This is a genomic window from Megasphaera massiliensis (assembly GCF_036305205.1).
Classification (GTDB): Bacteria; Bacillota; Negativicutes; order Veillonellales; family Megasphaeraceae; genus Megasphaera; species Megasphaera massiliensis.
This window is the reverse complement of sequence record NZ_JAXIXE010000048.1, coordinates 18,871-27,706: the sequence shown is the minus strand read 5'-3', so window position 1 is coordinate 27,706 and position 8,836 is coordinate 18,871. Positions and strand designations below refer to the sequence as shown.

The following is an 8,836-nucleotide window of genomic DNA, read 5'->3' as shown; positions in this document are numbered from 1 at the left end:
CTGTCGAAATCTGTCGCGCCGTCAACTCTGCTCGAAGAATCGTCAGGAGTATCGTAAAGTATTAGCACGGCTCTATCGCAAACAAGCGAATCAGCGCAGAGATTTCCACTTTAAACTCGCAAAAGAGCTATGTCAGAAGTACGCAGTTATCTGTCTTGAAAGTCTCAGTATGAAAGCTATGCAGCAAGGTCACGGGAAAAAAGTCAACGACTACGGTTTTGCTGCGTTCGAGAATATCCTAGAATATGTTGGCCGTCAGACAGGAACACAAATTATTAAAGTAGATAAATTTTATCCATCCAGTCAGCTTTGCCATGACTGTGGCTACCAAAACAAAGCAATTAAGGATATTGGCGTCTATGAATGGACTTGTCCTTTCTGCGGAAGCCATCACGACCGAGACCGCAATGCGGCTAGAAATATTTTGTCAGAAGGTCTAAGACTACTAACAGTATAATTTTGTATACGGGTGGGGCATCATCCGTTAGGAGAGAGAATGTAAGGCCATCGCGAGATGTGCGGTTCTCGTTCACATCCTAGAATCACTCGGCTTTAGCCGTGGGAGTATGTCAATTAAATATTACTCGTATATATTGACAAAAATGCTATTTCATCGTATCCTAATAGTAGGTAATTTTTAAATATCTAGAAAGGTAGATGTATACAGATGGATAAGAAGCAGTTCATGGAAATGTGTAAGGCATTGTCCAATGAAACGCGGGTAAATATCCTGATCTGGCTCAAAGATCCGGAAAAACATTTTCCTGGTAAAAAGCTTCATCTGTCTCCAGATACAGCCGACTGCCCTGGTGGCATCTGCGTTGGTTCTATTCAGGATAAAGCTGGGATTTCGCAATCGACGATTTCTCACTATTTGGATATGCTGCAGCGTGCCGGCTTATTGTCGACAGAACGCGTTGGGCGCTGGACTTACTATCGCCGCAACGAACAAGCGTTACAGGAACTATCCCGTTTCATCGGTCAAGATTTATAGACCGCCATTTCTAAAAAAAAGAGCGTCTGCTCCCGAAGGCCTTTGGGTCTTGGTGAGCAGACGCTTTTATTTTGTAATCATATTTTCGGCGGCAAAGTCCTGTTGATTGGCATAGTCGCCTTCCAGTATTTTGATGGGAATGAATCCGTCGTAGGCTTTGTCCTCGGTAATCTGGATTCGCGTCGGCTTGGTGAAAATCAGGATTTTATCGGAGCGGACGAGGGCGCGGATCGTTTCCATGTCGCGGTTGCGGCTGGCTTTTAGGAAGACGGGAATCGTCTCTTTATCGGGGATGACATAGGTCCCGCGCATCATGAGGTAACGGCCGCTGCTGGATGGCAGGCGATGCTCTTTGGGTTGAGCTTCTTTTTCTGCATCACTCATGTCTGGGACGCCGTCTTGGGAATACTGGGAAAAGTTGACGTTCGACTGATTGGCCTCACGCTGGCGATGAATGTAGTGAATGGTGAGGACCAGACAGAGGATGACGAAGGGCAAGAGGAGGATATTCGTATAATGGCTCCATTTGCTGTATTTTCCCTTCTCTTCTTCGGCTTCTTCTCCATCCGGGTCTGCTTGTTCGAGAACTTCCGTGCGGGGCCGCAGGGCTCCGGCCATGACCGATGACAAGGGCATGCCGTACGTTGAAATGGGATAGCGTTCTTCGAGCCAGCTCAGTCCGCAGATACAGGCCATGGCCCGACTGATGGCGCTGTCCATGTCGACGGCGATGTCCATGCGATGGAGAATGGAGGTCAAGGAGTCGTTGGCCAAATTAGGAATATAGGTCGCAGCCAGGAACTGCAGGTCCCGGATATAGACGTCATGGATGGGCCATTTGCGTCCGGACGCTTCGTAGCTGGCCTTGATGGATGTGAATAATGCTTCTGAATGGTAGGCCGATAGGAAGGCATCTCCGATGAGGACCGATATCTCTTCATCCCAGACGGCATCGAAGGGTTTACTGTCTTTCAGCCTGGCTTCGGTTACATGACGGGTTTCAATGGGTCCTTCGCGGGGCTTGATGAGATATGAAATGCCATGGACGTTCCCGTCACTAATCCAGGCCAAGGCCAGCCGGCAAATACTATTTGGATTGTCGTTTGCCAGATCTGCGGCAATGGCAATCGATGAATTGATCTCTCGCCGCCGCAGGGATTCCAGCGCCTTTTGGGTATTGCTGTTCATGACGGGCAACCTCCGTGAGTGAAGCTTTCTTAGTGGCCGCGTTGTTTATAGTACGGGCGGAAGGTGCGGCGCTGCCGCTTCGGTGTCTGTTTAAGCTTGAAGTAGTTGTGTTTTACGGTGCGGTTTTTTTCGTCCGTAAACGTATTGACTTCAAAGAGATTCAACGATTCGATGAAGGGAACGAATTTCTTGTACCCGAAGTTGCGGACGTCGAAGTCGGAGAACTGTTTGCTCAGGAGATTCCCCAAGGTGCCGGAGAAAATCCAGCCGTTGTCGTCGGAGTTTTCTTCGGTCAGTTTGATGAGGGCCTGGCGGATGGTTGAGAAGTCTTTTCCGGGCGTCTTGCCGGAAGAAGGAGTCTGTTCTGACGGAGCCGGAGTATGTTCGCTTTCCGTTTCACTGGGCTGGGTTTCCACAGGATGAGTTTCAGCTTCGGCTTTTTCCGGCTTTGCAGCATCCGCTTCCGGGGCCGTTTCTTCATGTTCGGCCTGTTCGATATCGTCAGCATCGTGTTCTTCGGCTTCTTCCCAAAGGACGTCGAGGTAGAGAAACTTGTTGCAGGCTGAGATAAAGGAGCGGGGCGTCTTGCTTTCGCCCATGCCTAAGACGTACTTTTGCGATTCCCGAAGGCGTGATGCCAAACGGGTGAAGTCACTGTCCGATGATACGATGCAAAATCCGTCGAGATTGCTCTGGTACAATAAATCCATGGTGTCGATGATGAGGGCCGAGTCCGATGAATTTTTGCGGATCGTATTGCTGTACTGCTGGATGGGCTGGATGGCGTTGTCGAGAATCGTGTTGCGCCATGAAGCCATCTGCGGCGTCGTCCAGTTGCCGTAAATTCGTTTGTAGACGACGTTGCCAAGGTTATTGGCTTCCGAAAGGATGACGTCGATATATTTACTGGAAATATTTTCGGCGTCGATGAGAACGGCGAGTTTCATTTCTTGATTCATAGTTGTTTTACCTCTGTTTTCATTACGTTTCATCAATACATGTGGCCTTAGCGGATAAATTCAAAGCGAAATTTCCGACCCGGTGTAATGGTGTCGATGAGAAATTCTTCTTCAGGCAGAATTTTCGCAGCTATATTAGTCCGTTCTTCCGGCTCAAGTTCTCGTTTTACAATCTGCACTTCGCCCATGTAGCGCAGAAAATCGACATTGTCAATGGTGATGTCGCCGCGGCGAAGACTGCGGAATCCGGCACTGTCCGGTTCGACGATGCGGCCGTCTAAAAGGCTTCGGCTGTTGCCGGCGCGGACGACGTCGCGTGACGGGTCGGGGCGGGACGTAAAGGTATGGGACAGGAGGTCCTGTACATAGGGGTCGCGGATTAAGAAACGGGCTTTTAGGACGACGACACCTGTTTCTTCCCGGCCGGCGCGGGACAGTTCGCGAAGCTCCGTAAGGGAAGGCCGGTCGTCGCCGATGAAGACCGACTGCAGTCCTAAGGCGGCCAGATGGCGGGCGGCCAGACTGACGGGCTGACGGCGATGTTCTTCGAGGGTCGGCAGTCCTTCTGATAAGGGAGCTCGGCGTCCCTCGCTGCTGGCAATGAAGGCACCTACGGAAAGCCCGTAGGATTGGAGCAGGTTCGTCTGGGCGATGAAATAATCGCGGTCAAGGCCTGTGTGCGGCCTGGGGTAGAAGTTGTGCAGTCCGTCGACGGCTTCCAAGCGAGCTCCTTTTTTTTGTAGCTCTTTCAAGCTGTCTTCCGTCAAGGTCGAGGCATTGAGTTGTACCTGGATGACCTGACTGTAGAGGGCTATTTTTTCGGCATCGAAGCCGTCGTCGAAGCGAACGGTCGTAATGCCGAGCTTGGCAAGTTTTACCGGTTCAACACGGTCCATTCCTAAGAGGGCTGCCGAGGCCGGAGAGATGTCGGCGACGACGTCCATGCTATTTTCGCGGGCTGATGCCAGGACGGCCTCCAGTTCTCGATGAAAGGCTGCGACATCCGTTTCAGGAATATGGAAAGAGGTGAACAGACGGTGAATGCCCAAGGCTGCCGCTTCTTCAATAAGTCCCGTTTTTTCTCGGATGCTGCCTCGGAGGCCGGGGTAGATCGAAATGCCTGTGTCCATTTATTCATCCTCCTTTGGATCATCAAAACCCAGCAGATATGTAGCTATGAAGCCGGCTGCATAGGCTGCCAAGAGGCCTAAGAGATACATGGGGATGTTGTCTGTTCCGGCAGCCAGGGGCAGGCCGGAAATACCAATTGTGGCAGCGCCTACCATATAGGCTGCCTGGACGGCTCCGCCGACAGCACCGCCGATGCAGGCCCCGATGAAGGGTCGCCCTAAGGGGAGTGTAACGCCGTAGATGAGGGGTTCGCCGATGCCCATGAGGCCGACCGGGAGGGCCGAGGCAATGGTCTTTTTCAACCCTTTGTTTTTGGTTTTCAGATAGACGGCCAGAGAGGCTCCGACCTGACCGCCGCCGGCCATGGCCAAAATCGGCAGCAGGATGGTCACGCCGTAGCGGGACAATAATTCCGCGTGAATCGGGGTCAGCCCTTGGTGAATCCCGACCATGACCATGGGCAAAAAGGTCCCGCCTAAAATAAAGCCTGTCAAGGCCCCGCCGCTTCCGATGGACTTTGTGGCGGCATAGCCGATGGCTTCGGATAAATAGCCGCCCAAGGGCTGACAGATGAAGAGGGCCATGAAGGTCGAGATGACGACGACGGCTAAGGGCGTGACAAAGAGGTCGACCATATCCGGAACGATGCGATGGAGTTTCTTTTCAAGCCATGATGAAAAGAAGACGACCAAGAGGACGGCGATGATGCCGCCCCGGCCGGGAACGAGGTTATCCCCGAAGAGCGTGATCTGTGCCAGACCGGGATGACTGAGGACGGCAGCCATGACGCCGCCTAACATGGGAGATCCGCCGAATTCCTTGGCGGCATTGATGCCGACGAAGATATTCAGTCCGAAAAAGGCGGCGTTGCCGGCAATGGCCAGCATTTGAAATAAAGGCCCGGCGGCCAGGGTCGGGTCGACCTTCACGGCGATATTGAGCAGGCCTGTAATCAGACCGCAGGCAATAAAGGCCGGAATGATGGGGACGAAGATGTGGGCGATTTTCTTTAAGGCCTGTTTGGCCGGCGTCGCATTTTTCTGTCGGATTTCTTCGTGCAGGGCTTTGCCGTCAAAGGGGCTTTGCGGACTTCCTTCTGCAGGCTTTTTTGCCGATGGCTTGCTGTTACTGTCATCATCGACGATTTTTGCAAAAGCCTGATAGAGTTTCGTTGCCTTTCCGGGGCCGACGATAATCTGCCATTCGTCGCCCGAACGGTTTACGCCCATGACGCCGGGAAGTTTCGCCAGGTCTTCTTTGGTGAAATGCTCGTCCGTTACGGTCAGGCGCAGGCGGGTCATGCAGTTGTAGGCTTTTTGGATATTTTCGGAGGGACCGGTGAGGTTATAAATATCCCTGGCCAGTTTATCGTAATCCATGGGAAGCCTCCCTGATTACGGCAGCGACGTAGCCCTTCGATGCCGCTAATTTGGCGTCTGCTTCTGCGGCAGATAGGCCGAGGAGTACCATGACGATAGCTGTTTTGGCATGGCCGTTACTTTCTGTCAAGGCGTCGATGGCATCCTTTCGGCTGCAGCCGGTGGCGGTCATGACGATGCGCCGGGCTCGTTCTTCGAGCTTCTTGTTGGATGATTTTACGTCGACCATGAGATTGCCGTATACTTTTCCTAAGCGGATCATGGAACCTGTCGACAACATATTGGCAATCATTTTTTGAGCCGTTCCGGCCTTCATCCGCGTCGAGCCGGTGACGACTTCCGGGCCGACGACGGCACAGAGGTCGATATCGGCACAGGCCCCGATGGGGGAGTTTGGCGAGCAGTCAATGGCAATGGCAGCGGCGCCGATACTTTTGGCATAGGTCAGGGCGCCGACGACATAAGGCGTTCTGCCGGAGGCGCTGAGGCCGACGACGACGTCGCGGGCGGTAAGCTTTTTTTCTCTCAAATCGGCCTGCCCGAGGTCCGACGAATCCTCCGCCCCTTCTTTGGCTCGGAAAATGGCATCATAGCCGCCGGCGATAAGGCCTTGGATCTGTTCGGGGTCTGTGCTGTAGGTTGGCGGACATTCGACGGCATCGAGGATTCCCAATCGGCCTGACGTGCCCGATCCGACATAGAAAAGACGGCCGCCCTGACGCAGCCGGTCAGAAATGACGTCGACGGCACGGGCAATGGCCGGGATGATTTCCTTTATGGCTTCGGCAACTTTATGGTCTTCATCATTGATGACGTGCAGCATGGCCTCCGTCGAAAGCCGGTCGATCTGTTGACTGTGAGGATTTCGCTGTTCCGTTGCCAGTGATTCTAATTCAATCATAGTATTCCTTTCTTACCTTCTTTCCTCGGTGATGAAGAGCGGTCTTGGCGGCTCTTTCAGGAAAGGTCTCTATATATCTAATTATAGAGAGTGTTGACAGTAGTTGCAATAGGGCTTTTTTTCGGAAGGCATGCCTTTATTTTTTTGCTGTTTCATGGTATTATTAATCTGCATGCAGCAGGCCTGTGTGTCATGTGCGCCCATAGCTCAGCTGGATAGAGCAGCAGTTTCCTAAACTGCGTGTCGGATGTTCGAGTCATCTTGGGCGCACCATTTTTTTATTTGTAAATTATATACTTACTATTAATCCATAATACTATTACCGGAAAGGTGGGTTTCCTCATGTCTGATATGAAGGACCGAGTTGCTTCTTTCCATGAAGAAGTCATGCACGATGCCGATTTTACGCTGCCGGAGGCGATTGCTGAAGCCAAACGCTGCCTCAACTGCAAAGTTCCTCAGTGCCGCAAGGGCTGTCCGATTGAAAATGAAATTCCGCAATTCATCCATGCGTTGACCTTGGGGGATTTTGGCGCAGCTGCTGCGCATATTTATAACCGCAGTGATTTGCCGGCCATTTGCGGCCGTATCTGTCCGAGAGAAAAGCAGTGTGAAGGCCACTGCATCCTCGGCAAAAAAGGTCAGCCCGTTGAAATCGGAAAGCTCGAACGCTTTGCAGCAGACATGGCCCTGGAAGGGAAATTTATGGATCAGCCGGTCAGCAAGAAAACAGCCGGAAACGTTGCCGTCATCGGCTGCGGTCCTGCCGGTATGGCAGCGGCTCGTGAACTGGCTAAGCGCGACTACGATGTCACCATCTATGAAGCCGCTTCTCATCCGGGCGGTACCATGACCTACGGTATCCCGACTTTTCGCCTTCATAAAGAGCTCTTGCAGCGAGAAGCCCGGGCCCTGAGCGACATGGGCGTTACCATCGAATACGGTGTTAAAATCGGCACCGATAAGAGCCTTGACGAATTGAAATCGTCCTTTGATGCCGTCTTTATCGCTGTCGGCACGATGGATGGCTGGAACCTCGGCGTTGACAATGAAGATGTGGAAGGTATCGTCGAAGCAGAACCGTTCCTGCGTCAAGTACAACTGGCTCAGGACGGCGAATTTGACCCGGAAAAACTGCCCGTCCGGGCAGGCGATAAGGTCATCGTCATCGGTGCCGGCAATGTGGCCATCGATGCGGCCCGCACGTCCCTTCGTCTCGGCGCCGACGTTACCATCGTTTACCGCCGGGCGGAACGAAATATGAAATGCCTGCCGTCTGAATATGAAGAAGCGAAAGCCGACGGTGTCCGCTTCCAATTTTATTCGGCACCGAAGGCTGTCCTTGGAGAAGGCCGTGTGGAAGGTCTTCGTTATGAACGGCAGCAGATCCTCGAAGACGCTACCATGGTGCCGACGGGAGAATTCGGTGTCGTACCGGCCAATAAGATCATCGCAGCTATCGGTAATAAGCCGGAACTTCCGGTCATCAAGTCCTTCGGCATTTCTTCCAATGACGACGGCTATATCGCCGTCAAGGATACGCCGTACGGCATGACCAGCAAGGAAGGCGTCTTTGCTGCCGGTGATATCGTCCACAAACCGCAGACCGTCGTTTTAGCTATGCGCGAAGGACGCAAAGCGGCAGAGGGCATCGACCAGTATTTAAAGGCTAAAAAAGTAATGGAAGCTGTAAAAGCTTAGGGGGCAAATAGGATGAGTGAGTTGATTCGTCAGATTCTTAATACGAATGAAAAGTTTGTTAAACAGTCCTTGTCACAAGGAGGTTTCGACGACGTCAGCAAATATCCGCGCCGCCACCTGGCTGTGTTGACTTGTATGGACACACGCCTTTTAAATTTTTTGGAACCGGCTATGGGCCTCGTCCGCGGTGATGCCAAAATCATCAAAGTCGCCGGCAATACGGCCTTTGAAGACTTCGACAGTGTCATCGGCAGTCTGATGGTTGCCGTTTACGAACTCCATGTCCATGAAATTATCGTCATGGGTCATGATGACTGCGGCATGCTCCATACGACGGCCGACAGCCTGTGCCGCCACATGGTGGAAGAAGGCATCGATGAAACGGCCATTGACGCTATCCGACCGCAGCTTAAGCAGTGGGCTGACCCGGTTACGGACGTCGATACGTCGGTCTGTGATACGGTGCGCCGACTGCGGGCGAATCCCTACTTACCGAAATCCCTTACGATTTATGGAATGGTCATCCATCCTCATACGGGCGAAATCCGTGTTGTCGACGATGGAGAAGACCGGAAATAGGAGG

The 8,836-nt window shown here is 52.4% G+C and carries 9 protein-coding genes and 1 tRNA gene; 5 read left to right on the top strand and 5 right to left on the bottom strand.

Annotation, left to right across the window (positions count from 1 at the left end):
* Both UCI88_RS10655 and UCI88_RS10650 read left to right on the top strand, forming a co-directional pair.
* A partial coding sequence (locus tag UCI88_RS10655; protein WP_330024212.1) for an RNA-guided endonuclease TnpB family protein occupies nt 1–457 on the top strand: 457 nt, incomplete at its 5' end.
* Nucleotides 458–667: 210 nt separating this feature from the next.
* Entirely contained in the window at nt 668–994 is a 327-nt protein-coding gene (locus tag UCI88_RS10650) for an ArsR/SmtB family transcription factor (protein ID WP_044502903.1), read from the top strand.
* 66 nt (nt 995–1,060) lie between these two features.
* On the opposite strand, the gene UCI88_RS10645 is transcribed toward UCI88_RS10650, so the two are convergent.
* From UCI88_RS10645 to murQ, 5 genes are read right to left on the bottom strand one after another with little or no spacing between them, the layout of a single operon-like run.
* Nucleotides 1,061–2,182 (bottom strand): 3'-5' exonuclease family protein, encoded by a 1,122-nt coding sequence (locus UCI88_RS10645; RefSeq protein ID WP_330024210.1) that lies wholly within the window; start codon nt 2,180–2,182, stop codon nt 1,061–1,063.
* 29 nt (nt 2,183–2,211) lie between these two features.
* Nucleotides 2,212–3,141, bottom strand: a complete 930-nt coding sequence (locus UCI88_RS10640) for an NYN domain-containing protein (RefSeq protein ID WP_256180353.1) — start codon at nt 3,139–3,141, stop codon at nt 2,212–2,214.
* Between the two features lie 47 nt (nt 3,142–3,188).
* Complete coding sequence (locus UCI88_RS10635; protein ID WP_044502900.1) at nt 3,189–4,271, bottom strand: DUF871 domain-containing protein; 1,083 nt, start codon at nt 4,269–4,271, stop codon at nt 3,189–3,191.
* Nucleotides 4,272–5,651, bottom strand: coding sequence for a PTS transporter subunit EIIC (locus UCI88_RS10630; RefSeq protein ID WP_256180352.1), 1,380 nt, complete (start codon nt 5,649–5,651; stop codon nt 4,272–4,274). It lies immediately after the preceding gene.
* The gene (gene murQ, locus UCI88_RS10625) at nt 5,638–6,552 is read right to left on the bottom strand and encodes an N-acetylmuramic acid 6-phosphate etherase (protein WP_256180351.1); all 915 of its coding nucleotides are present in this window, start codon (nt 6,550–6,552) and stop codon (nt 5,638–5,640) included. The genes UCI88_RS10630 and murQ overlap by 14 nt, the downstream gene beginning before the upstream one ends.
* 196 nt (nt 6,553–6,748) lie before the next feature.
* On the opposite strand from murQ, the gene UCI88_RS10620 reads away from it, so the two are divergent.
* The 3 genes from UCI88_RS10620 (at nt 6,749) to UCI88_RS10610 (ending at nt 8,832) form a co-directional block, all read left to right on the top strand.
* Nucleotides 6,749–6,825 (top strand) — tRNA-Arg (locus tag UCI88_RS10620).
* A gap of 69 nt (nt 6,826–6,894) precedes the next feature.
* Nucleotides 6,895–8,253 (top strand): NAD(P)-dependent oxidoreductase, encoded by a 1,359-nt coding sequence (locus UCI88_RS10615; protein WP_044502897.1) that lies wholly within the window; start codon nt 6,895–6,897, stop codon nt 8,251–8,253.
* Nucleotides 8,254–8,265: 12 nt separating this feature from the next.
* The gene (locus UCI88_RS10610) at nt 8,266–8,832 is read left to right on the top strand and encodes a beta-class carbonic anhydrase (protein WP_044502896.1); all 567 of its coding nucleotides are present in this window, start codon (nt 8,266–8,268) and stop codon (nt 8,830–8,832) included.
* Nucleotides 8,833–8,836: the final 4 nt, after the last annotated feature.